General features: G+C 69.3%; 20 protein-coding genes. 4 read left to right on the top strand and 16 right to left on the bottom strand.

The window, feature by feature from the left end; genetic code table 11:
• Positions 1 to 4: 4 nt before the first annotated feature.
• From nuoK to ABZ906_RS45190, 11 genes are read right to left on the bottom strand one after another with little or no spacing between them, the layout of a single operon-like run.
• Entirely contained in the window at positions 5 to 304 is a 300-nt protein-coding gene (nuoK, locus tag ABZ906_RS45240) for an NADH-quinone oxidoreductase subunit NuoK (protein WP_016640174.1), read from the bottom strand.
• The gene (locus ABZ906_RS45235; RefSeq protein ID WP_361199729.1) at positions 301 to 1,116 is read right to left on the bottom strand and encodes an NADH-quinone oxidoreductase subunit J; all 816 of its coding nucleotides are present in this window, start codon (positions 1,114 to 1,116) and stop codon (positions 301 to 303) included. Before ABZ906_RS45235 ends, nuoK begins: the two co-directional genes overlap by 4 nt.
• Positions 1,113 to 1,784, bottom strand: coding sequence for an NADH-quinone oxidoreductase subunit NuoI (nuoI, locus tag ABZ906_RS45230; RefSeq protein ID WP_361199732.1), 672 nt, complete (start codon positions 1,782 to 1,784; stop codon positions 1,113 to 1,115). The genes ABZ906_RS45235 and nuoI overlap by 4 nt, the downstream gene beginning before the upstream one ends.
• On the bottom strand, positions 1,777 to 3,156 hold the full coding sequence (gene nuoH, locus ABZ906_RS45225) for an NADH-quinone oxidoreductase subunit NuoH (RefSeq protein ID WP_361393116.1): 1,380 nt from the start codon (positions 3,154 to 3,156) through the stop codon (positions 1,777 to 1,779). The genes nuoI and nuoH overlap by 8 nt, the downstream gene beginning before the upstream one ends.
• Entirely contained in the window at positions 3,156 to 5,693 is a 2,538-nt protein-coding gene (locus ABZ906_RS45220) for an NADH-quinone oxidoreductase subunit G (RefSeq protein WP_361393096.1), read from the bottom strand. The genes nuoH and ABZ906_RS45220 overlap by 1 nt, the downstream gene beginning before the upstream one ends.
• Positions 5,690 to 7,051, bottom strand: coding sequence for an NADH-quinone oxidoreductase subunit NuoF (gene nuoF / locus ABZ906_RS45215; protein ID WP_361393094.1), 1,362 nt, complete (start codon positions 7,049 to 7,051; stop codon positions 5,690 to 5,692). The genes ABZ906_RS45220 and nuoF overlap by 4 nt, the downstream gene beginning before the upstream one ends.
• Complete coding sequence (gene nuoE / locus ABZ906_RS45210; protein WP_361393114.1) at positions 7,051 to 7,857, bottom strand: NADH-quinone oxidoreductase subunit NuoE; 807 nt, start codon at positions 7,855 to 7,857, stop codon at positions 7,051 to 7,053. Before nuoE ends, nuoF begins: the two co-directional genes overlap by 1 nt.
• A 44-nt stretch (positions 7,858 to 7,901) precedes the next feature.
• Positions 7,902 to 9,224: an NADH-quinone oxidoreductase subunit D gene (locus ABZ906_RS45205; protein ID WP_361199743.1), complete on the bottom strand. Its 1,323-nt coding sequence runs from the start codon at positions 9,222 to 9,224 to the stop codon at positions 7,902 to 7,904.
• Positions 9,224 to 9,946, bottom strand: coding sequence for an NADH-quinone oxidoreductase subunit C (locus ABZ906_RS45200; RefSeq protein WP_361199746.1), 723 nt, complete (start codon positions 9,944 to 9,946; stop codon positions 9,224 to 9,226). Before ABZ906_RS45200 ends, ABZ906_RS45205 begins: the two co-directional genes overlap by 1 nt.
• Positions 9,943 to 10,497, bottom strand: coding sequence for an NADH-quinone oxidoreductase subunit B (locus ABZ906_RS45195; protein ID WP_160506582.1), 555 nt, complete (start codon positions 10,495 to 10,497; stop codon positions 9,943 to 9,945). Before ABZ906_RS45195 ends, ABZ906_RS45200 begins: the two co-directional genes overlap by 4 nt.
• A 20-nt stretch (positions 10,498 to 10,517) precedes the next feature.
• Positions 10,518 to 10,877, bottom strand: coding sequence for an NADH-quinone oxidoreductase subunit A (locus ABZ906_RS45190; protein ID WP_003992243.1), 360 nt, complete (start codon positions 10,875 to 10,877; stop codon positions 10,518 to 10,520).
• A gap of 1,053 nt (positions 10,878 to 11,930) precedes the next feature.
• Here ABZ906_RS45190 and ABZ906_RS45185 point away from each other — a divergent pair.
• Positions 11,931 to 12,740: a C40 family peptidase gene (locus ABZ906_RS45185; RefSeq protein WP_361393092.1), complete on the top strand. Its 810-nt coding sequence runs from the start codon at positions 11,931 to 11,933 to the stop codon at positions 12,738 to 12,740.
• Between the two features lie 131 nt (positions 12,741 to 12,871).
• Here the strand turns inward: ABZ906_RS45185 and ABZ906_RS45180 are convergent, their stop codons facing one another.
• Positions 12,872 to 14,161: a geranylgeranyl reductase family protein gene (locus tag ABZ906_RS45180; protein WP_361199752.1), complete on the bottom strand. Its 1,290-nt coding sequence runs from the start codon at positions 14,159 to 14,161 to the stop codon at positions 12,872 to 12,874.
• A gap of 97 nt (positions 14,162 to 14,258) precedes the next feature.
• Between ABZ906_RS45180 and ABZ906_RS45175 the strand changes: the two genes are divergently transcribed.
• Entirely contained in the window at positions 14,259 to 14,783 is a 525-nt protein-coding gene (locus ABZ906_RS45175; RefSeq protein ID WP_361393090.1) for a GNAT family N-acetyltransferase, read from the top strand.
• Between the two features lie 109 nt (positions 14,784 to 14,892).
• Entirely contained in the window at positions 14,893 to 15,213 is a 321-nt protein-coding gene (locus ABZ906_RS45170) for a PASTA domain-containing protein (RefSeq protein ID WP_361393088.1), read from the top strand.
• A 27-nt stretch (positions 15,214 to 15,240) separates the two neighbouring features.
• On the opposite strand, the gene ABZ906_RS45165 is transcribed toward ABZ906_RS45170, so the two are convergent.
• Both ABZ906_RS45165 and ABZ906_RS45160 read right to left on the bottom strand, forming a co-directional pair.
• The gene (locus ABZ906_RS45165) at positions 15,241 to 18,045 is read right to left on the bottom strand and encodes a zinc-ribbon domain-containing protein (protein WP_361393086.1); all 2,805 of its coding nucleotides are present in this window, start codon (positions 18,043 to 18,045) and stop codon (positions 15,241 to 15,243) included.
• Positions 18,046 to 18,258: 213 nt separating this feature from the next.
• The gene (locus ABZ906_RS45160; protein WP_361199763.1) at positions 18,259 to 18,951 is read right to left on the bottom strand and encodes a demethylmenaquinone methyltransferase; all 693 of its coding nucleotides are present in this window, start codon (positions 18,949 to 18,951) and stop codon (positions 18,259 to 18,261) included.
• Positions 18,952 to 19,312: 361 nt separating this feature from the next.
• Here ABZ906_RS45160 and ABZ906_RS45155 point away from each other — a divergent pair, with 361 nt between their 5' ends.
• The gene (locus ABZ906_RS45155; RefSeq protein WP_361393084.1) at positions 19,313 to 20,359 is read left to right on the top strand and encodes a chitinase; all 1,047 of its coding nucleotides are present in this window, start codon (positions 19,313 to 19,315) and stop codon (positions 20,357 to 20,359) included.
• A gap of 119 nt (positions 20,360 to 20,478) precedes the next feature.
• On the opposite strand, the gene ABZ906_RS45150 is transcribed toward ABZ906_RS45155, so the two are convergent.
• Both ABZ906_RS45150 and mqnC read right to left on the bottom strand, forming a co-directional pair.
• Complete coding sequence (locus ABZ906_RS45150) at positions 20,479 to 21,114, bottom strand: hypothetical protein (protein ID WP_361393082.1); 636 nt, start codon at positions 21,112 to 21,114, stop codon at positions 20,479 to 20,481.
• Between the two features lie 30 nt (positions 21,115 to 21,144).
• Entirely contained in the window at positions 21,145 to 22,344 is a 1,200-nt protein-coding gene (gene mqnC, locus ABZ906_RS45145) for a cyclic dehypoxanthinyl futalosine synthase (RefSeq protein WP_361393080.1), read from the bottom strand.
• Between the last annotated feature and the right edge of the window lie 30 nt (positions 22,345 to 22,374).

Here is a 22,374-nt window from a genome sequence, read left to right as displayed (position 1 = left end):
CCCCTTACAGCTTCATCAGGCTGGCGTCGTCGACCGAGGCCGAGTGACGGGAGCGGAACAGCGACACGATGATCGCGAGGCCGACCACGACTTCCGCAGCGGCGACGACCATCGTGAAGAAGGCGATGATCTGGCCGTCGAGGTTGCCGTGCAGCCGGGAGAAGGCGACGAAGGCCAGGTTGCACGCGTTGAGCATCAGCTCGATACACATGAAGACCACGATCGCGTTCCGCCTGATCAGCACGCCGGTGGCGCCGATCGCGAACAACAGCGCCGCGAGATACAGGTAGTTGACCGGATTCACTTCGACGCCTCCTCGGTCTTGGACGACCGCTCGAGACGGTCCTCGGAGCGCTGCTCCAGGGCCCGCAGATCGTCCAGTGCCTCGCTCGACACGTCGCGGATCTGGCCGCGCTCACGCAGCGTCTTGTTGACCGTGAGCTCGGAGGGGGTGCCGTCGGGGAGCAGGCCCGCGACATCCACGGCGTTGTGCCGGGCGTAGACACCGGGGGCGGGCAGCGGCGGGAGGTGGTTGGAGCGCACGCGCTCCTCGGACATCTCGCGCTGCGTCTTGGCGCGCTCCGTGCGCTCGCGGTGGGTGAGCACCATCGCGCCGACGGTGGCGGTGATGAGCAGTGCGCCGGTGATCTCGAAGGCGAAGACGTACTTCGTGAAGATGCTCTCGGCGAGGCCCTCCACGTTGCCGCCGGCGTTCGCCTTGCCCATCCCCGTGAACTCGTTCACCGAGGCGTTCCCGATCCCCGCGAAGAGCAGGATGGCGAAGCCGAAGCCGCAGAGACCGGCCAGCCAGCGCTGGCCCTTGATGGTCTCCTTCAGGGAGTCGGCGGCGGTGACGCCGACGAGCATGACCACGAAGAGGAAGAGCATCATGATCGCGCCCGTGTAGACGACGACCTGGACGATGCCCAGGAAGTACGCCCCGTTGGCGAGATAGAAGACCGCCAGGATGATCATGGTCCCGGCGAGACAGAGCGCGCTGTGCACGGCCTTCTTCATGAGGATCGTGCACAGGGCGCCGATCACGGCGACCGTGCCGAGCACCCAGAACTGGACGGCCTCACCGGTGGAGGTGGTGTAGGCGGCGAGTTGGGTCATCGGTTGATCACCTCCCCCGACGCCGGTTCGGAGTCCCCGAAGGTGGAGGCGGCTTCCTGGGGCGTCTCGCCCTTGGAGAGGGCCACCTGAGGCACCGTGCCGGGCGCGGCCTCCGTCACCAGACCGCGGTAGTAGTCCTGCTCGTCCGTGCCGGGGAAGATCGAGTGCGGGGACTCGACCATGCCTTCCTCCAGGCCGGCGAGCAGCTGCTCCTTGGTGTAGATGAGGTTCTCGCGGCTGCTGTCGGCCAGCTCGAACTCGTTCGTCATCGTCAGCGCGCGCGTGGGGCACGCCTCGATGCACAGGCCGCACAGGATGCAGCGGGCGTAATTGATCTGGTAGACGCGGCCATAGCGCTCACCGGGGGAGTAGCGCTCCTCCTCGGTGTTGTCCGCGCCCTCCACATAGATCGCGTCCGCGGGGCAGGCCCAGGCGCAGAGTTCGCAGCCGACGCACTTCTCCAGGCCGTCCGGATGGCGATTGAGCTGGTGCCTGCCGTGGAAGCGGGGAGCGGTGATCTTCTCCTGCTCCGGATACTGCTCGGTCAGCCGCTTCTTGAACATGGCCTTGAAGGTCACGCCGAAGCCCGCGACGGGGTTCTGGAACCCCTGCTTCGATTGGTTCGACTCGTGCTGCGACTGGTTGGGCTCGTTCTTCGACTCAGCCATCGGACGCCTCCTTTCCGTCACTTCCGGTTCCGTCACTTTGAGTATCCGGCCCACCACTGACAATCAACTCGCGCTCGCGGCGCGGGCGTCGGCGCGGTACGGGCGGCAGGCTCTGTCCGGGCAGCGGCGGGACCGGGAATCCGCCCGCCATCGGGTCGAAGGCGACCGGCTCCTCGCTCTCGGACCGTGCCGCTTCCTTCTCGCGCTTGTCGCGGAAGATGTCGACGACGACCGAGAGCAGCAGGAGCGCGATGACTCCGCCGCCCACATAGAGCGCGATCGAGGTGAAGTCGTACTCCTCGTTCCGCATCGCCCTGACCGTCGCGACGAGCATCAGCCAGACGACCGAGACCGGGATCAGAACCTTCCAGCCGAGCTTCATCAGCTGGTCGTAGCGGACGCGTGGCAGCGTGCCGCGCAGCCAGATGAAGAAGAACAGCAGCAGCTGGACCTTGATCACGAACCAGAGCATCGGCCACCAGCCGTGGTTCGCGCCCTCCCAGAAGGTGCTGATCGGATACGGGGCCCGCCAGCCGCCCAGGAAGAGGGTGACGGAGACCGCCGAGACGGTGACCATGTTGACGTACTCGGCGAGCATGAACAGCGCGAACTTGATCGACGAGTACTCGGTGTTGAAGCCGCCGACGAGGTCGCCCTCGGACTCCGGCATGTCGAACGGAGCGCGGTTGGTCTCACCGATCATCGTCACGATGTAGATCAGGAACGAGACGGGAAGCAGCAGCACGTACCAGCGGTCGGCCTGCGCCTCCACGATCGCCGAGGTCGACATCGACCCGGAGTAGAGGAACACCGAGGCGAACGCGGCGCCCATCGCGATCTCGTACGAGATCATCTGGGCGCAGGAGCGCAGTCCGCCGAGGAGCGGATAGGTCGATCCGGAGCTCCAGCCGGCGAGCACGATGCCGTAGATGCCGACCGAGGCGACCGCGAGGATGTAGAGCATCGCGATCGGCAGGTCGGTGAGCTGCATCGTCGTGCGCTGGCCGAAGATGGAGATCTCGTTGCCCGCGGGCCCGAAGGGGATCACCGCGATCGCCATGAAGGCCGGGATGGCCGCGACGATCGGCGCGAGGATGTACACCACCTTGTCGGCGCGCTTGACGATGAGGTCTTCCTTGAGCATCAGCTTGATGCCGTCCGCGAGGGACTGCAGCATGCCCCAGGGGCCGTGCCGGTTGGGGCCGATGCGCAGCTGCATCCAGGCGACGACCTTGCGCTCCCAGACGATGGAGAAGAGCACCGTCACCATCAGGAACGCGAAGCAGAAGACCGCCTTGACGGCGATCAGCCACCACGGGTCACGGCCGAACATGGACAGGTCTTCCGCCGCAAGCGGCACCACGGTGTGCATCACGACGTCACCTCCGGGGCCTGTGAGGGCTCCGGCAGGAGCGCCGGGCCGATGCGGACGAGGTCGCCGGGGCGCGCGCCGGTGTCGGACGTGACGCCTCCCCCGGTCGAGTTCAGCGGCAGCCACACCACGCGGTCGGGCATCTCGGTGACCAGGAGCGGCAGTTCGGTCGCTCCCGCGGGCCCGGTGACGGTCAGGACGTCGCCGTCCTTGACGCCCGCCTCCGCAGCGGTGGCCGCCGAGAGCCGGGCGACGGCAGCGTGCCGTGTACCGGCGAGCGCTTCGTCGCCCTCCTGGAGGCGGCCCCGGTCGAGCAGCATCCGGTGCCCCGCGAGAACGGCCTCTCCGGAGGCGGGCCTCGGCGGCTGTGCGGCTGTCTCCAGGGGCTCGGTGGCGTGCGTGCCCTCCCAGCCGCCGAGCCGGTCCAGCTCGCGCCGGGCGGTCGCCAGGTCGGGCAGGCCCAGATGTACGTCTCCGGCGTCGGCCAGCATGTGCAGCACGCGCGCGTCCGTCGGGGCGAGCGTGCGCGTCATGTGGTCGGGCTTGAGCGCGGCGTCGAACATCCGCGCCCTGCCTTCCCAGTTGAGGAAGGTGCCGGGCTTCTCCGCGACCGCGGCCACGGGGAACACCACGTCGGCGTGGTCGGTGACCTCACTGGGCCGCAGCTCCATGGAGACCAGGAACCCGACCTCGGAGAGTGCCTCACGCGCGCGTGCCGGGTCGGGAAGGTCGGCGACCTCCACGCCGGCCACCAGGAGCGCGCCCAGTTCGCCGGTCGCGGCGGCCTCGATGATCTGCCCGGTGTCGCGGCCGTAGCGGTGCGGGAGTTCGGCGACGCGCCAGGCGGCAGCGACCTCGTCCCGGGCGCGCGGGTCGGTGGCGGGCCGCCCGCCGGGAAGCAGCGAGGGCAGCGCGCCCGCCTCGATGGCACCGCGCTCCCCCGCCCGGCGCGGAATCCACACCAGGCGCGCACCGGTCGCGGCAGCGGCCCGTACGGCGGCGGTGAGCCCGCCCGCCACGGCGGCGAGACGCTCGCCGACCACGATGACCGCTCCCGGGGAGCGCAGCGACTCGGCCGCCGCGGCTCCTTCGCCCTCCAGGCCGACTTCGCCGGCCAGGGCGTCGAGCCATTCCGTCTCGGTGCCGGGAGCCGCGGGCAGCAGCGTGCCGCCCGCCTTCTCCAGGCCCCGGCTCGCGAACGTGGCGAGGGAGAACGTCCGCTGGCCGTGCTTGCGCCAGGCCTTGCGCAGCCGCAGGAAGATGCCGGGCGCCTCCTCCTCGGACTCGAATCCGACGAGCAGGACGGCGGGCGCCTTCTCCACTTCCGCGTACGTGATGCCGGAGCCGTCCAGGTCCCGGCCACGGCCCGCCACACGCGCAGCGAGGAAGTCGGCCTCCTCGCTGCTGTGCACGCGCGCGCGGAAGTCGATGTCGTTCGTGTCGAGCGCCACGCGCGCGTACTTGCTGTACGCGTAGGCGTCCTCGACGGTGAGGCGCCCGCCGGTCAGTACACCGGCCCGGCCGCGCGCGGCGGCGAGCCCGGCGGCCGCGGCTTCGAGAGCCTCGGGCCAGCTGGCAGTCTCCAGTTCGCCCGTCTCGGAGTTGCGCACCAGCGGCGTCGTGAGGCGGTCCGGCTTCTGCGCGTAACGGAAGCCGAAGCGCCCCTTGTCGCAGAGCCATTCCTCGTTGACCTCGGGGTCGTCCGCGGCGAGGCGGCGCATGACCTTGCCGCGCCGGTGGTCGGTGCGGGTCGCGCAGCCGCCCGCGCAGTGCTCGCAGACCGAGGGCGAGGACACCAGGTCGAAGGGCCGCGAGCGGAAGCGATACGCCGCCGAGGTCAGCGCGCCGACCGGACAGATCTGGATGGTGTTCCCGGAGAAGTACGACTCGAAGGGGTCGCCCTCGCCCGTGCCGACCTGCTGGAGCGCACCGCGCTCGATCAGCTCGATCATCGGGTCGCCCGCGATCTGGTTGGAGAACCGGGTACAGCGCGCGCACAGCACGCAGCGCTCGCGGTCGAGCAGCACCTGCGTGGAGATCGGCACCGGCTTCTCGTACGTCCGCTTCTTGCCCTCGAAGCGGCTGTCCGGGTCGCCGACCTGCATCGCCTGGTTCTGCAGGGGGCACTCGCCGCCCTTGTCGCAGACCGGGCAGTCCAGCGGGTGGTTGATGAGGAGCAGCTCCATCACGCCGCGCTGCGACTTCTCGGCGACCGGCGAGGTGAGCTGCGACTTCACGACCATGCCGTCGGTGCAGGTGATGGTGCAGGAGGCCATCGGCTTGCGCTGGCCCTCCACCTCGACGATGCACTGGCGGCAGGCGCCCGCCGGGTCGAGCAGCGGGTGGTCGCAGAACCGGGGGATCTCGATGCCGAGGAGCTCGGCGGCCCGGATGACCAGCGTTCCCTTGGGGACGCTGATCTCGATGCCGTCGATCGTCAGCGACACGAGGTCTTCCGGCGGAACCGCCGCCTCGCCGCCCCCGGAGGGAGCGCTTTGGCCCGCGGCGGAGCCGCTATTCGAATTCAGTACTGTCATGCGTTCACCTCCGAATGTGCGGAGGGCCTGTCGGCCCAGAGCGTCGACTTGGCCGGGTCGAAGGGGCAGCCCTTGCCGGTGATGTGCTGCTCGTACTCCTCGCGGAAGTACTTGAGCGAGGAGAAGATCGGCGATGCGGCGCCGTCGCCGAGGGCGCAGAACGACTTGCCGTTGATGTTGTCGGCGATGTCGTTCAGCTTGTCGAGGTCGGCCATGACGCCCTTGCCGGCCTCGATGTCACGGAGCAACTGCACGAGCCAGTACGTGCCTTCGCGGCAGGGCGTGCACTTGCCGCAGGACTCGTGGGCGTAGAACTCGGTCCAGCGGGTGACCGCCCGTACGACGCAGGTCGTCTCGTCGAAGCACTGGAGCGCCTTCGTGCCGAGCATCGAGCCGGCGGCGCCCACTCCCTCGTAGTCCAGGGGGACGTCGAGGTGCTCGTCGGTGAACATCGGCGTCGACGAACCGCCCGGCGTCCAGAACTTGAGCCGGTGGCCCGCCCGCATCCCGCCGCTCATGTCGAGCAGCTGGCGCAGCGTGATGCCGAGCGGGGCCTCGTACTGGCCGGGGCTGGTGACGTGGCCGCTCAGCGAATAGAGCGTGAAGCCGGGGGACTTCTCGCTTCCCATCGATTTGAACCAGTCTTTTCCGCGATTCAGGATCGCGGGAACCGACGCGATGGACTCGACGTTATTGACAACAGTGGGGCATGCGTAGAGGCCCGCGACGGCCGGGAAAGGGGGACGCAGTCGCGGCTGGCCACGGCGGCCTTCGAGCGAGTCGAGCAGCGCGGTCTCCTCACCACAGATGTACGCGCCCGCGCCCGCGTGCACGGTGAGTTCGAGGTCGAGGCCGCTGCCCAGGATGTTCTCGCCCAGGAATCCCGCCTCTTTCGCCTCACGCACGGCCTCGTGCAACCGCCTGAGCACGGGGACGACTTCACCGCGCAGGTAGATGAAGGCATGCGAAGAACGGATCGCGTAACACGCGATCACAATGCCCTCGATGAGGCTATGCGGGTTCGCGAAGAGGAGCGGGATGTCCTTGCAGGTCCCCGGCTCCGATTCGTCGGCGTTGACAACTAGATAGTGCGGCTTTCCGTCTCCCTGCGGAATGAACTGCCATTTCATTCCGGTGGGGAATCCGGCGCCGCCCCTGCCGCGCAGACCAGAGTCCTTCACGTACGCGATGAGGTCGTCCGGCGCCATGGCCAGGGCCTTGCGCAGGCCTTCGTACCCCTCGTGCCGGCGGTAGGTGTCGAGCGTCCAGGACTTCTCCTCGTCCCAGAACGCCGAAAGGACCGGCGCGAGCAGCTTCTCGGGGCTCGTCTCGTTGTCGATCTCGGCTGCCAAGGTCATCACTCCCCCTCCTCGGCGGTCGGTCCGGCCGGGTGGGCCGGGTCGGATGCCGAGGTCTCCTGCGGTGCGTCGTGCGAGCTGAGGTGCTCGGCAGGCGTCTCGTCCTGCGGGCCGCCCGTGCGCGGGTGGACCACGCGCGGCTGGGGCAGATCGCCCTTGGCCAGGCGCAGTCCGATCAGCGAGGCCGGGCCCGCGCCGCCGCTCGCCTCGACGGCGCCGGCGCGCTCGTCCGGGAACCCGGCCAGAATCCGGGCCGTCTCCTTGTACGTGCACAAGGGGGCGCCGCGGGTCGGCTCGACCTGCACTCCCGCGCGCAGGTCGTCGACGAGCCGCTTGGCGGTCTCGGGAGTCTGGTTGTCGAAGAACTCCCAGTTGACCATCACGACGGGAGCGAAGTCACAGGCCGCGTTGCACTCGATGTGCTCCAGCGTGACCTTGCCGTCCTCTGTGGTCCCCTCGTTGCCGACGCCCAGGTGCTCCTGGAGCTGCTCGAAGATCGCGTCGCCGCCCATGACGGCGCACAGCGTGTTCGTACAGACTCCGACCTGATAGTCCCCGGAGGGCTTGCGCCGGTACATCGTGTAGAAGGTCGCGACCGCGGTGACCTCGGCGGTGGTCAGGCCGAGCACCTCCGCGCAGAAGGCCATGCCCGTGCGCGTGACGTGGCCCTCCTCCGCCTGCACCAGGTGCAGCAGCGGGAGCAGCGCGGACCGGGAGTCCGGGTAGCGGGAGATGACCTCCTTGGCGTCCGCGTCGAGCCTGGCCCGTACGTCGGCCGGGAAGTCGGGGGCGGGGAGTTGGGGCATGCCCAGGCTGACGCCCGTGCCCTGCTCTGAAGAGGGAGTGGTGGTCACCGGTCGACGCCTCCCATCACGGGGTCGATGGACGCGACGGCGACGATGACGTCGGCGACCTGGCCGCCCTCGCACATCGCCGCCATGGCCTGCAGGTTGGTGAAGGACGGGTCGCGGAAGTGGACCCGGTAGGGGCGGGTGCCGCCGTCGGAGACGACGTGCACGCCGAGTTCGCCCTTGGGCGACTCGACCGCGGTGTACGCCTGACCGGCCGGGACCCTGAAGCCCTCGGTCACCAGCTTGAAGTGGTGGATCAGGGACTCCATGGAGGTGCCCATGATCTTCTTGATGTGGTCGAGCGAGTTGCCGAGGCCGTCCGGGCCGAGCGCGAGCTGCGCGGGCCAGGCGATCTTCTTGTCGCCGACCATGACCGGGCCCGGCTCGAGGCGGTCGAGGCACTGTTCGACGATGCGCAGCGACTGGCGCATCTCCTCCAGGCGGATCAGGAAGCGTCCGTAGGAGTCGGCGGTGTCGGCGGTCGGGACGTCGAACTCGTAGTTCTCGTAGCCGCAGTAGGGCTGTGCCTTGCGCAGGTCGTGCGGCAGGCCCGCCGAGCGCAGGACCGGGCCCGTGGCGCCGAGCGCCATGCAGCCGGCCAGGTCGAGATAGCCGACGTCCTGCATGCGGGCCTTGAAGATGGGGTTCCCGGTGGCGAGCTTGTCGTACTCGCCGAGGTTCTTCTTCATCTTCTTCACGAACTCGCGCATCTGGTCCACCGCACCGGGCGGCAGGTCCTGGGCGAGTCCGCCGGGCCGGATGTACGCGTGGTTCATGCGCAGGCCGGTGATCAGCTCGAAGATGTCGAGAACGAGTTCACGATCCCGGAAGCCGTAGATCATGATCGTCGTCGCGCCCAGCTCCATGCCGCCGGTGGCGATGCACACCAGGTGCGAGGAGAGCCGGTTGAGCTCCATCAGGAGCACGCGGATGACCGAGGCGCGGTCCGGGATCTGGTCCTCGATGCCGAGAAGCTTCTCGACCCCGAGGCAGTACGCCGTCTCGTTGAAGAACGGCGTCAGATAGTCCATGCGCGTGACGAACGTCGTGCCCTGCGTCCACGTGCGGTACTCGAGGTTCTTCTCGATGCCCGTGTGCAGATAGCCGATGCCGCAGCGGGCCTCGGAGACGGTCTCGCCCTCGATCTCCAGGATGAGCCGGAGCACACCATGGGTGGAGGGGTGCTGCGGACCCATGTTGACGATGATGCGCTCGTCGTCGGACCGGGCCGCGGACTGGACGACCTCGTCCCAGTCGCCGCCGGTGACCGTATATACGGTCCCCTCGGTCGTTTCGCGGGCGGAAGCATGAGAAGTGGACATCAGCTGTACGACCTCCGCTGGTCCGGAGCCGGGATCTGGGCGCCCTTGTACTCGACGGCGATGCCGCCGAGCGGGTAGTCCTTGCGCTGCGGGAAGCCCTGCCAGTCGTCCGGCATCATGATCCGCGTAAGGGCCGGATGGCCGTCGAAGATCAGGCCGAAGAAGTCGTACGCCTCGCGCTCGTGCCAGTCGTTCGTCGGATAGACCGTGACCAGCGAGGGGACGTGCGGATCGGCGTCAGGGGCGCTGACTTCGAGCCGGATCAGGCGGTTGTGGGTGATCGAGCGCAGGTGGTAGACGGCGTGCAGCTCGCGACCCTTGTCCTCGAGGAAGTGCACCCCCGAGACGCCCGTGCAGAGCTCGAAGCGCAGGGCCGGGTCGTCGCGCAGGGTCTGCGCGACCCGGACGAGGTGCTCGCGCGCGATGTGGAAGGTGAGCTCGTCGCGGTCGACGACCGTCTTCTCGATCGCGTTCTCCGGGACGAGGCCCTGCTCTTCCAGGGCTCCTTCCAGCTCGTCCGCCACTTCGTCGAACCAGCCGCCGTAGGGGCGCGCGGAGGCGCCCGGCAGGGTGACCGTCCGTACGAGGCCGCCGTAACCGGACGTGTCGCCGCCGTTGTTGGCGCCGAACATGCCCTTGCGTACGCCGATGACCTTGCCGGCCTCGTCCCGGGGGGCGGGGACACCGTTTCCGTTCAGGTGTTCGTCAGGTGCGTCGCTCACCGCAGCAGCCCCTTCATCTCGATGGTGGGGAGCGCCTTGAGGGCCGCCTCCTCCGCCTCGCGGGCCGCTTCCTCCGCGTTGACCCCGAGCTTTCCGCCCTGGATCTTCTGGTGGAGCTTGAGGATCGCGTCCATCAACATCTCCGGCCGCGGCGGACAGCCGGGCAAATAGATGTCAACAGGGACAATGTGGTCCACGCCCTGCACAATCGCGTAATTGTTGAACATCCCGCCCGATGAAGCGCAAACCCCCATGGAAATGACCCACTTGGGGTTGGGCATCTGGTCATAGACCTGCCGCAGGACCGGCGCCATCTTCTGGCTCACGCGGCCTGCCACGATCATCAGATCGGCCTGCCGCGGCGAGCCGCGGAAGACCTCCATGCCGAAGCGAGCCAGGTCATAGCGCCCGGCTCCCGTCGTCATCATCTCGATGGCGCAGCACGCCAGGCCGAAGGTCGCGGGGAAGACGGATGACTTGCGCACCCAGCCCGCGGCCTGTTCGACGGTGGTCAGCAGAAATCCGCTCGGCAGTTTCTCTTCGAGTCCCATGCTCTTGGCCCCTCAGACCTTTAGTCCCATTCCAGGCCGCCACGCCGCCATACGTACGCGTATGCGACGAAGACGGTGAGCACGAAGAGCAGCATCTCCACGAGCCCGAAAATCCCCAGCGCGTCGAAGGTGACGGCCCAGGGGTAAAGGAAGACGATCTCGATGTCGAAGACGATGAAGAGCATCGCCGTCAGGTAGTACTTGATCGGGAATCGCCCGCCGCCGGCCGGAGTCGGCGTCGGCTCGATACCGCACTCATACGCCTCGAGCTTGGCGCGGTTGTACCGCTTTGGACCGATAAGCGTGGCCATGACCACGGAGAAGATCGCAAAGCCTGCCCCGAGGGCTCCCAGCACGAGGATGGGCGCATAGGCGTTCACGCTCCTCGCTCCTCTCAGTCGGCACTGACTGTTGGCGGTTGCATCGGACTGCGGCCCGCGCTCACGAAGATCGCGTACATGTGAAGCAGGTCACAAGCCCAACTGCCCCGCATCCTATGCCCGCCGGTCTGTGATCTGCGACACGGGGTGCGACAACAGCTTTGTGATCTCCACCACCTGACGAAGGATCATGAAGTCGGATGAGCGGTGATCTTCATACGCGAAGCGCCTGAGTGATCACCAGAGGTGACATCTCAGCGAGTTACCCCTGGTCGAGAGCGGGTCGCTCTATCAAGCGATGGTCGCCGCAGGCAAATTGGCGCTGGACACGGCGGCTTGATAGTGGCGGCTCATTCACACCCCCGGGTGAGCGGTGTGAACGAGCGCGGACGTCCGCGGCCGCGTGCACGGATTCACGAGCGGTCGCCGCGAGGCCCCCAGGGGGGCGAACGAGGGTCACGCGCGGGCCCCATGGCGGGCCCCATGGCGGGCCCCATATAGGGGACGGCGCGGAGCCCGGGGCGCAATGCGCGACGAGGGGCGCCATCAGCACCCCGAGGACACACGAGGAACGCCATCAGCACCCCGGGGACACACAGGGAACGTCATGAGCACTCCAGGGGCACACGAGGGACATGACGTCACCGCACGGACGCATCAGCACCGGCCCGGCACCGCCTCCCCGTCGATCCGTCGTCGATCCGTCACCAATCCCCCATGCGAGCAACACCCCTGATTTCTTCGGGATATCTCAGAAAGGTCTCGGCCGGATCTCAGGGAGATCCCTTAGGGATGCCGGTGTGACCTGCACCACATTCTGACGGAGCGTGAATAAACCGGGCTTGGCCAACCGACTCAACCGGTGGTAGTCCATGGGCAATTCGGGCGTATCGCAGAAAACCCATGATCACAGGCGTGATCGGCGTTGTCCACATTGCCCGTTACGGCGTCAATAAGAAGTGACACGCCCGAGATTCGGGGGCCTCGGGGGTAACTGTGGCGCAGCCCACGTTTCTTGATGGGAACCCTGACTCCCTGATAGCGGTTGTTCTCATGTCCCACACCGCTCACATACCCAGCCACCGGAAGCCCCGTCGCAGCGCCACGAAGCAGGCCCTGCGCGCCGGAGTTGCCGGTGGCGTCCTCAGCACCCTGGCAGTGGCCGCGGCTGCTGGCACGGCGACCGCCGCCGAGCCGGTGACCGAGACCATCGAAATGCCTACGCTCACCACGGATCTCTCCACGCAGATCGCGCAGTCCGCTGAGGCCACCCAGCAGACCGCCGACAGCTACCAGCTCCGTGCCGAGCAGGACGCGGCCGCCGTGAAGGCCGCCAAGCAGGCCAAGGAAGACCAGGCGAAGGCCGAAGCCAAGGCGAAGGCCAAGGCAAAGGCCGAGGCCGCCGCCAAGAAGAAGGCGGAGGAGGAGCGCGCCTCGCGTTCCGCCGAGCGCACGACGCTCAGCGCCGCGGGCACCAGCGCCTCCACCGACACGCCCGCCCCGGCCAGCGGCAGCGTTGGCACGGTCATCAGCTTCCTCAAGGCCCAGCTCGGCGACGCGTACGTCATGGGTGCCTCCGGACCCAACGCCTGGGACTGCTCCAGCCTCGTCCAGGCCGCGTTCAAGCAGGCCGGCGTGGACCTCCCGCGCGTCTCGCAGGACCAGTCGGTCTCCGGTACGCCGGTCTCGCTCTCCAACGTCCAGGTGGGCGACATCCTTTACTGGGGTGGCGCGGGCTCCGCGTACCACGTGGGTGTGTACATCGGTAACGGCCAGTACCTCGACGCCGCCAACCCCGGCAAGGGCGTTGTCATCCAGGACCTGTCGGGCTACCCCGCCGACGGTGCCGTGCGCGTCCTCTGAGGGCCCTCACAGACACGTAGAAGGGCCGGGAACCCCCGCGGGGGTTCCCGGCCCTTCTGCATGCCCGTACGTACGCGCGGACGCCCGGACGCCCGTGAGCGTCCGGGCGTCCGTGAGCGTCCGGGGCGGCCTTACGCCTTCGGGGCCACCTTGCTCAGGCCGTTGATGATGCGGTCCATCGCGTCGCCGCCCGTCGGGTCGGTGAGGTTCGCCAGCATCTTCAGCGTGAAGCGCATCAGCATCGGGTGGGTCAGACCGCGCTGCGTCGCGATCTTCATGACCTTCGGGTTGCCGATGAGCTTCACGAAGGCGCGGCCGAGCGTGTAGTAACCGCCGTAGGTGTCCTTGAGGACCTTCGGGTAGCGGTGGAGCGCCAGTTCGCGCTGGCCGGGGGTCTGGCGGGCGTGCGCCTGGACGATGACGTCCGCCGCGATCTGCCCGGACTCCATGGCGTACGCGATGCCCTCGCCGTTGAACGGGTTCACCATGCCGCCCGCGTCGCCGACCAGGAGCAGGCCCTTGGTGTAGTGCGGCTGGCGGTTGAAGGCCATCGGCAGCGCGGCGCCGCGGATCGGCATCGTCATGTTGTCCGGGGTGTAGCCCCAGTCCTCCGGCATCGACGCGCACCAGGCCTTGAGGACCTCGCGCCAGTCGAGCTCCTTGAACGCGGCGGACGAGTCGAGGATGCCGAGCCCGACGTTCGACGTGCCGTCACCCATGCCGAAGATCCAGCCGTAGCCGGGAAGGAGCCTGTCCTCGGAGCCGCGGCGGTCCCACAGCTCCAGCCAGGACTCCAGGTAGTCGTCGTCGTGGCGCGGCGACGTGAAGTACGTACGGACGGCGACGCCCATCGGACGGTCGTCGCGGCGGTGCAGACCCATGGCGAGGGAGAGCCGCGTCGAGTTGCCGTCGGCGGCGACCACCAGCGGGGCGTGGAAGGTGACCGGGGTCTTCTCCTCGCCCATCTTGGCGTGCACGCCGGTGATGCGGCCCGTGCGGTCGTCGATGATCGGGGCGCCGACGTTGCAGCGCTCGTGCAGGCGGGCGCCCGCTTTCTGGGCCTGGCGCGCGAGCTGCTCGTCGAAGTCGTCGCGCTTACGGACCAGGCCGTAATTCGGGTAGGCGGCGAGTTCCGGCCAGTCGAGCTGGAGCCGGACGCCGCCCCCGATGATGCGCAGGCCCTTGTTGCGCAGCCAGCCCGCCTCCTCGGAGATGTCGATCCCCATGGACACGAGCTGTTTGGTGGCGCGCGGCGTCAGACCGTCTCCGCAGACCTTCTCCCGCGGGAACGCGGTCTTCTCCAGAAGGAGTACGTCGAGTCCGGCCTTCGCCAGGTAATAGGCGGTCGTGGAACCGGCTGGCCCGGCCCCGACGACGATCACATCAGCGGTGTGTTCGGTGAGGGGCTGGGGCTCGGTCACGGCGGGTTCTCCCCAAGGCTCGAAATCTGTGTGCCGGCAGGCACGGGATATGGGCAGTCTATGCAGCGGTACTGATCCGCCAGCCGAAGGGCCACCCGTGACAAAGCAGGCACTGCCGACCAAGACCCTGCCCGTCGTACACCTGCGCGTCCCGACCCACGAGGACGCCTTCGTCTGGCACCGGCTCTTCGACGACCCCGACGTCATGGAGTTCCACGGGGGCACGTCGGCCGAGCTCTCCGTGTACGAGGAGCTGACCGCCCGGCAGCGCAGACACGACGCCGAACTCGGTTTCTGCTTCTGGACGATGCTCGACGCGGACGGCGAGCCGATCGGCTTCACCGGAGCACAGCCCTGGCCGAACGACTGGGGCCCCAAGGGGCAGATCGAGATCGGCTGGCGGCTCGGCCGCGCCGCCTGGGGCAAGGGGTACGCGACCGCCGCCGCGCAGGCCACCCTGGAGCGGGTGCGCGCGGCGGGCGTACGGGACGTGGTGGCGATGGTCGACGCCCGCAACGCACGCTCCGTGGCGGTGACCCGGCGCCTTGGCATGCAACTGGCGCGGACGCTCACGACGCCGGTGGGCAAGGTGGAGGCACTCCAGTTCGGGCTGACGCTGTAGCGACCCGGGGGCGGCGAGGGAGAGGCGCCGCACCGCTTCCGGCCGGAGCTCCGGCGGGGCTACCCTGCCAATACCGCCGCCGGGGGTGACATCTGTGCCGAATACGCCCATGCCAGACGAAGTGCGCGTGCCACGGCTCATCGGCCTCATGGCCGTGGACGCGCGCGAGTCGGCGGCGAAGCACGGCGTGCTGCTCGCCGCGCCGGACCGCCCCGACTTCCACCAAGTCGTCGTCGACTACGTGGTCCGGCAGTACCCCACACCCGGCGTGTGGGTCCCGCGCGATGCCGTGGTCACCGTCTGGTTCGAGCTCGGCCCCGGCGACGCCGGCGGTGCCGGGGTCCGCGAGCCGCGCCGTCCGGAGCCACCGGACGGCGGGCTGCACCGCGAGCTCGACGAGCCGGGACCGGAGGTCGGCGCCGTCTGGTAGCCGAGCCCCGGCCCGAGGTTCCGTGCCTCAGCCGTTGATGCGCCAGTGGTCGAGCGCGGTCCGGTGGATCTTCGCGCCCTCGCTCGCGGGCCAGAAGTCCGCGCGCCAGGAGAGCTGGATGGCGTACTCGGTGCCGTTGTCGGCGACGTAACTCTGGTTCAGGGCGTGGATCTCGCGGCCCGCCGTATCGGTGAAGGTGTACTCCCAGATCGCGCCGCTGCGGCCCTGGAAGGTGTTCGGCTCCAGGCGGATGCGCTGGTAGTCCGACTTCTTGGGGTCCTTCTTGGCGTCCTTCTCGATGGTCGTGAAGTTCTCGTACGAGGTGTACGTGGCGTTCGGGACCACGCCGACCAGGAACTCCTCCCGGCCGGTCGACCCCGCGTACACGGTCTGGCCGGGACGGTCCTCGCCCTGCCGGTTCCAGCCGTCGGGCACGGCGAACTCGAAGCCGCTGACGTCGGACACCAGATCGAAGCCGGTGGGCACGTCGGAGTCCTCGTCCACGGTGTCCGGGCTGTCGCTCGGCTCTTCCGGGGTGGACGAGGGGGACGGCGTATCCGCGGAGCCGTCGATGTCTTCGGTGTCCTCGGTGCTGTCGGTGCCGTCAGGGCCGTCGGTGTCGTCGGTCCGGCTGATGGCGGGCTTGTCGTCCTTGCCGCCCGCCTTGTCCGCCTTGCTGTCGTCGTTCTGCAGGAGCAGGACACCGGCCGCGATGCCGCCGCCGATGACCAGGGCGGCGGCGAGGGTGCCGACCCAGAGGGCGGTGCGGCGGGGTGCGGGGGCGGCGGGCTGCGGCTGCGGCTGGTAGGCGTGGGGGTCGTAGGGGCCGGGGCCGTACGGGGCGTAGGCGGGGTTCGCGGTGGGGACGTACGTGGGCTGGTCGTGGGCGGACTGGGGCATGGAGGCGGCCGGGGCGGAGGAAGCGGACGGGGATGCGGGAGCGGCAACTCCCGACGCCGGGGCGTCTGATGTGACGGGCCCCACCGCTCCCACAGCACCTGCACCGCCCCCGGCAGCATCAGAGGCCCCGGCGGCCCCGGCAGTCTCGGAGACCCCGACACCCTCGGAGGCCGCAGGCGCACCCGTCGGCCCGCCCGGCATCGACGGCATCGGCGGCACCCCCGGCACCGGCAACGCGGCGACCCCCGGCTGCTGCCCCGCCACCTGCAACAGGAACGGCGCGATCAGTGCCGCGACGAAGACCCAGAGCAGCCCGAAGAGCAGCGCGTCCGGCACGCTCACGCCCGCCGCGAAGGTGCCGTCGCCCGAACCGCCCGAGCCGCCGCCCCCGAACTCCGCGGACGCGCGTCCCGAGGCGTCGACGCTGACCCCGCCGACCCCGGCGAGCAGCAGGAAGAGCCCGAAGAAGATCCCGGCGGCGAGCAGTTGCTCACCCCGGTGCGCCGAGCGGCGTGCGGCGAGGATGCCGAGGGTCAGCGCGCAGACGAGCCCGAGCGCCAACGCGCCCACGATCGCCCAGTCGTTGGTGACGTCTCCCAGTTCGGAGAGCCCGAAGGACTCGCTCTCGTAACCCCCGCTGCCGTACGCCGTGCTGCTCCCCCGCACCGACGCTTCGAGCGGTGCTCCCCAGCCGAGACCGAGGGCCGCCGCGCCGAGGTTCGGCAGCAGGAGCAGGGCGATGACCAGCGGGGACACATCGGCTTCGTCGAGGTCGGCGGCGCGTTCGAGGTCGTCGATCTGGGCGAGGCTGATGAAGGCGACGAGCGAGCAGAGCGCCAGCACGATCACCAGGGCGCGCAGCGCGGTCCCGGTGGCGCGGAACGCCGCCTGCCAGCCGGGCCGTTGGGCCAGCCAGGGTGCCAGGTCGTAGCGGTGCAGCACGCCGCCGGAAACGGCGAGTCCGAGCACGAACGCGCCGAGCGCGGCGAGCACCGGCGAGGAGGAGAGCTCGATGCCCTCGATCTCGGGCTGCGCGAAGAGGCTGAGCACGAGGGTGCCCGCGGTCACCAGCAGCGTGACGCGCACGGCCGCTTCGAGGCCCGCAGTGCCGCCGCCGTGGCCGCCTTGGCCGCCTTGGCCTCCGTGGCGCAGGAGGATGCGGCCGCGCAGGACGCGTACGCCGATGAAGAGGGCCCCGATCCACAGGGCGGTGGCGGTGAGCGGAATGAGGTGCAGGGTGGCGGTGCCGTCGAAGGCCGCGTCCACGGTGGAGCTCTCACCGCCGAAGACCGACGCCTGCTGCCGCTCGCTCCCCGAGATCTCGAAGCCGCCGCCCACGGCCTGGAGCAGAGTCGCCAGGGCGATCCGCATCCGCGTGCCGAACCCGACGACGACGTCGCCGTCGCCCTGTCCGTACGAGGGAATGGCCATCGCGACGGCCGCGACGAGCACCAACCCCACGGGCCACAGGCCGGCTTGAGCGGCCCCGGCCCAGTCCCCGCGGAACGCCCGCCCGAAGAAGGCGCCCACGGGCGAAGGTGCCGAGGGTGCTCCCGGAACGTACGCGGGCGGGGGCGGCGATGCGGGAAGTGCGGGCGCGGGGAGGGAAGTTGCCGTATATCCGGGTCCGGCGGGCTCTCCCGCGTCCTGCCCGCCGCCGGGAGCTCCGGACTCGGGTGCTCCGGGCTCGGGCGCTCGGGACTCGGGCGCCCCGGACTCGGGTGCTCCGGACTCGGGTGCTCCGGACTCGGGTGTCGCCGGGGCCGCGGGCTTTTCGGTGTCCGCGGCGGTCGGACCGCCGAGTTCCGCCGCGGGCAGATCCGCGAGCCCCGCGTCCACGGACGTGTCACGCGGACGCTCTCGCCCGCACTTCATGCAGAAGCGGGCCTCGTCGGGGGTGGATGCCCCGCAGTGAGGACAGTTCGACGCCATGGGGACGCTCCGTCATTGGGGAGATGACCAAAGACCGACCCGCGCCGAGCAGTCCCGTGGCGGCCGACGCGAAAGAGCGGCTTCGCTTCGGCACCGCCGCGTCGGCGGAGTCGTATCACAACGGACACATCTTGCCCTGCGGCCGGTTCCCGTCAACTCGGTTCACAGCGGAAGAATTTGTACGCTCCCCGCCGCAGACGTCCCGCGGCTGGTCTACGCCTTGAAGCCCCGGTGCAGCGCCACGATCCCACCGGTCAGATTCCGCCACGCCACCTTCGACCAGCCCGCGTCCTGCAACATCGCGGCCAGCGTCGGCTGGTCCGGCCAGGAGCGGATGGACTCAGCGAGATAGACGTACGCGTCGGGGTTGGAGGAGACGGCGCGCGCGACCGGCGGCAGCGCCCGCATCAGGTACTCCTCGTAGACCGTGCGGAACGGCGCCCACGTGGCGTGCGAGAACTCGCTGATGACGACCCGGCCGCCGGGCTTGGTCACGCGGTACATCTCCCGCAGCGCCTGGTCGGTCTCCTGGACGTTGCGCAGGCCGAAGGAGATCGTGACGGCGTCGAACGTGTCGTCCTTGAACGGCAGCTTCGTCGCGTCACCGGCCGTGAACGGCATCCAGGGGTGGCGCCCCTTGCCGACCTGGAGCATGCCGAGCGAGAAGTCGCAGGGCACGACGTACGCGCCCGCCTGCGCGAAGGGCTGCGACGAGGTGGCGGTCCCGGCGGCGAGGTCGAGGACCTTCTGCGCGGGGCGCGCGTCGACGGCCTTGGCGACCGCCTTGCGCCACAGCCGGGCCTGCCCGAACGACAGCACGTCGTTCGTGAGGTCGTACCGTTCCGCCACGTCGTCGAACATCGAGGCGACTTCGTGCGGCTGCTTGTCCAGGGATGCGCGGGTCACCCGACCATTGTGGCAGTACGGACAGCCGCCGCAGGAAGCGGCTCACGGCAGCCGCACGAAGAGGCGGCTCACGGCAGCAGCCGGGGCCCGCGTTTGCGGCGGTGGCCGCGACGCGGGGCGGCATGCTTTTCGACGGCAGAATCGGAATGCATTCGGGGATGTAAGCAGGGCAATTTCGCAAAATTCCCTGAACGGCCTGTGCGACGACCGCGAGAATCGCGCCAACCAGTCGTTGGTCTTGGAGACTTGACGGTCGTTCGTCCCTACGACCCATTCCGGGTACGTTGAAAAGGTCAGCCTTTCCCGACCGAGTGAGCGAGTGAACGTGCGGAATATACGAGGCGTGCGGAATTCCCGGCGCTTGCTGAAGCCGGCCGCCGGTCTCGTCTGTCTGGCCGCGCTGGCGTGCTCCGGCTGCTCGTCCGCCGCCGAGACGTCCACCGACGGATCGGCGCCGTCGAACGCGTCCTCCCCCTCGGCGACGTCATCGGCGACATCTTCGGCAAAGCCCTCGACGACCGAGGCGCCCGAAGCCACCACCGCGTTCGCCCCTTACGTGAGCGCCACGACCGCCGGGGACTCCGACACCTCCGGCTCCCCGGCGGCGTACAACCTGGCCTTCGCCGTAGCGGACGGCGGCGACTGCACGCCCGTGTGGGGCGGGACCACGGACATCGACGACGACGCGGTGGCGACCCGGACGGCGAAGCTGACGTCCTCGGGCGGCGCCGTCCGCGTCTCCTTCGGCGGGGCCGCGGGCAAGGAACTGGCGCTCGCCTGCGACAGCGCGGCCGAACTCGCCGCCGCCTACGCGAAGGTCCTGGACGCCACCGGCGCGACCGAGGCCGACTTCGACATCGAGGGCGACGCGCTCACCGATTCCGCGTCGGTGGCCCGCCGTTCCGAGGCGATCGCGCTGCTCCAGAAGAAGCGCGACCTGAAGGCCACGTTCACGCTGCCGGTGATGCCGTCCGGCCTTAACGCGGCCAGCGTGGCGTTGCTCGACTCCGCCAACGACCACGGCGCGCGGGTCGCGACCGTGAACATCATGGCGATGAACTACGGCACGTCCTTCTCCGGCGACATGGGCGACTACGCGATCACGTCGGCCACCAAGGCGCACGCCCAGCTCAAGAAGGTCTTCGGCCTCTCGGAAAGGAACGCGTGGAGGGGGCTCGCGATCACCGCGATGATCGGCGTGAACGACGTCAAGGGCGAGACGTTCACCCTCGCTGACGCGGCCCAACTCCGTTCGTACGCAGAGAAGAAGGGCGTCGCGTGGCTGTCGATGTGGGCGACGTCCCGCGACAAGCAGTGCGGGTCGGGCACGTCGACGACCAAGGCACAGAGCTCGTGCAGCGGGGTCGAGCAGAGGGCGGGGGCGTTCGCGGAGGCGCTGTCGGGCTGAGGAGTGCCTCATAAGGGCCGCGGGTCAGTGCCCCGTAAGGGGCGCGGGGCTGTGACGTATGCGGCTCCGCCGCGTGGGCGCGACCAGCTCCCACCGACCCGCAGCGAAGAGCGAACCCCCTACCGCCGCCGATACACCAACCGCCCGCCAAGCACAGTGGCAACACAAGTCGCCCCACCCCGCTCAACCAGCGCGGCCTCGTCCGGAACATCAAAAGCAGCGAGATCGGCAGATCCCCCTACGACCAGCGGCCCGTGAACCGTCCCCGCGAGATCGCCCCCCTCGACAAAGGGGTCAAGATCAGGCGCACCGGTCAGTGGCGGCGCCAACCGCCACGCATTAGCCACCTCCCGCAGCCCCGCCCGCGCCAGCGACTGCCGCACCCCGTCGGGGAAACCCCCGCCGACATGCGTGGTGCCATGCGCCAGCATCCGCTGCAACCCCCGCCGCACACTCCCCGCCCAGCGCCCCTCGTCATCGGACGCGAAGTCGGTGATCGGCTCGGTGCCGAGTTCGTCGGCCTCGCGCGGATCGGGGTGGTAGACGCGGGTGAGCAGCCACCGGCCGTGCCACTGCCGGAGCCCCGGCGTGAGAACGCCGGGCCACTGCCGCACGCGTGCGCGCGGCGACTCCGCCACGACATCCTCGTACGACCCGATGGCGGCGATCCGCCCCGCGTCGACCAGCACCGCGCCCTCGGGGACGGGCGCCGCGCCGACCGGCAGGACCAGCGGCGCGGCATGAATCGTCAGCACGGCATCCTCAGTTCTCCAGGAAACCGGCCCTCAGTTGGAGGCGAGGAGCTTGAGCTCGGGGTGGGCCGTGCCGCCCTCGATCGCCGTGGAGGAGATGTGCGAGGCGACGCGGTCGTCGGTCGGGTCGTTCGCCGGGTCGTCGTGCACGACGAGGTGCTCGTACGTCGTGGCGCGCTGGGCCGGCACACGCTCCGCGGTGCGGATCATGTCGATCATGTCGCGCAGGTTGTTGCGGTGCTTGGCACCGGCAGAGGAGACGACGTTCTCCTCCAGCATCACGGAGCCGAGGTCGTCCGCGCCGTAGTGCAGGGTGAGCTGGCCTGCCTCCTTGCCGGTGGTCAGCCAGGAGCCCTGGATGTGAGCGACGTTGTCGAGGAAGATCCGCGAGATCGCGATCATGCGGATGTACTCGAAGATGCTGGCCTGCGTACGGCCCTTGAGGTGGTTGTTCTCGGGCTGGTACGTGTACGGGATGAAGGCGCGGAAGCCTCCGGTCCGGTCCTGCAGGTCACGGATCATCCGCAGGTGCTCGATGCGCTCGGCGTTGGTCTCGCCCGTGCCCATGAGCATCGTGGACGTCGACTCGACGCCGAGGTCGTGCGCGATCCCCATGATCTCCAGCCAGCGCTCGCCGCTCTCCTTGAGGGGGGCGATGGCCTTGCGCGGGCGGGCCGGGAGCAGCTCGGCGCCGGCGCCGGCGAAGGAGTCGAGCCCGGCGGCGTGGATCCGCTGGATGGCCTCCTCGGCGGAGACCTTCGAGATGCGGGCCATGTGCTCGACCTCGGAGGCGCCGAGGGAGTGGATGACCAGCTGCGGGAAGTTCTTCTTGATCGCCGAGAAGTGCTCTTCGTAGTACTCGACGCCGAAGTCCGGGTGGTGCCCGCCCTGGAACATGACCTGCGTGCCGCCGAGCTCGACGGTCTCGGCGCAGCGCCGCAGGATGTCGTCGAGGTCGCGCGTCCAGCCCTTCTTGGTGTCCTTGGGGGCCGCGTAGAAGGCGCAGAACTTGCAGGCGGTCACACACACGTTGGTGTAGTTGATGTTCCGCTCGATGATGTACGTCGCGATGTGCTCGGTCCCGGCGTACCGGCGGCGGCGGATGGCGTCGGCGGCGGCGCCGAGCGCGTGCAGCGGGGCGTCGCGGTAGAGGTCGAGCGCCTCTTCCTCACTGATCCGCCCACCTGCGGCGGCACGGTCGAGCACGGACTGAAGGTCGGCCTTCTCGGTCACCGGGGCGTCCCTTTCGTAAGGGTTCTGGAC

The sequence above is a fragment of the Streptomyces sp. NPDC046925 genome, assembly GCF_040644915.1.
Classification (GTDB): Bacteria; Actinomycetota; Actinomycetes; order Streptomycetales; family Streptomycetaceae; genus Streptomyces.
Note: the sequence above shows the minus strand (reverse complement) of the source record. Positions and strands in the feature narration are given on the sequence as shown.